Source organism: Streptomyces curacoi (assembly GCF_001513975.1).
Taxonomy (GTDB): Bacteria; Actinomycetota; Actinomycetes; order Streptomycetales; family Streptomycetaceae; genus Streptomyces; species Streptomyces curacoi.
This window is the reverse complement of the sequence record NZ_KQ948010.1, coordinates 1-1,130: the sequence shown is the minus strand read 5'-3', so window position 1 is coordinate 1,130 and position 1,130 is coordinate 1. Positions and strand designations below refer to the sequence as shown.

Here is a 1,130-nt window from a genome sequence, read left to right as displayed (position 1 = left end):
CTAGTGACCTGAGTCGGAGATTCGTCGTTGGTTCGATATGAGTCGTCCAGGCCCGAAGATTCCGCCGTTGTCGGTGACTGATGCTCAGCGGGCTGTGCTGGAGGGCTGGGTGCGTCGCCGCACAACGGCTCAGGCTCTGGCCCAGCGGTCGCGGATCGTGCTGGAGTGCGCCGAGGGGCACTCGATCATGGAGGTGTCGCGTCGGCTGCGGATCACTCCGGACACGGTCCGCACCTGGCGGCGGCGTTTCCTCGAGCGTGGTCTGGACGGCCTGTGCGACGAACCCCGGCCCGGTGTCCCGCGGAAGATCACCGACGCGGATGTCGAGCGGGTCATCGTCAAAACGCTGGAGGAGACGCCGAAGAACGCCACCCACTGGTCGACCAGGTCGATGGCGGCGGCCACGGGCATGTCGCAGTCGGCCATCTCCCGGATCTGGCGGGCGTTCGCATTGGCCCCGCACCGGTCACAGACGTTCAAGCTGTCCACCGACCCGCTGTTCATCGACAAGGTCCGAGACGTCGTAGGCCTCTACCTCGACCCGCCGGAGAAGGCACTCGTCCTCTGCGTGGATGAGAAGTCGCAGATCCAGGCCCTCGACCGGTCCCAGCCCGTGCTGCCGATGGTTCCCGGCCTCCCCGAACGCCGCAGCCACGACTATGTCCGCGCCGGCACCACCACCCTGTTCGCCGCCCTGGAGGTCGCCACCGGAAAGGTGATCGGCTCCCTGCACCGGCGGCACCGGGCCGTCGAGTTCAAGAAGTTCCTGGCCAAGCTCGACAAGGAGGTTCCCGCAGCTCTCGACGTGCACCTGATCCTCGACAACTACGCGACCCACAAGACGCCCGCCATCAAGCAGTGGCTGCTGGCCCACCCACGCTTCCATCTCCACTTCACGCCCACGAGTTCGTCCTGGCTGAACCTGGTGGAGCGGTGGTTCGCCGAGCTCACGCAGAAGAAGCTCAAGCGAGGCGTCCACCGCTCCGTCCCGGCCCTCGAACGCGACATCCGCGACTGGCTCACCGACTGGAACGAGAATCCCAGGCCCTTCGCCTGGACCAAGACCGCCGACGAGATCCTCGACAAAGTCGCCTCCTATTGCCGACGAATCTCCGACTCAGGTCACTAGC

The 1,130-nt window shown here is 66.0% G+C and carries 1 protein-coding gene; it reads left to right on the top strand.

The features are described from left to right. Positions 1-37: 37 nt before the first annotated feature. The gene (locus AQI70_RS36790) at positions 38-1,129 is read left to right on the top strand and encodes an IS630 family transposase (RefSeq protein WP_062156796.1); all 1,092 of its coding nucleotides are present in this window, start codon (positions 38-40) and stop codon (positions 1,127-1,129) included. Position 1,130 lies beyond the last annotated feature (1 nt).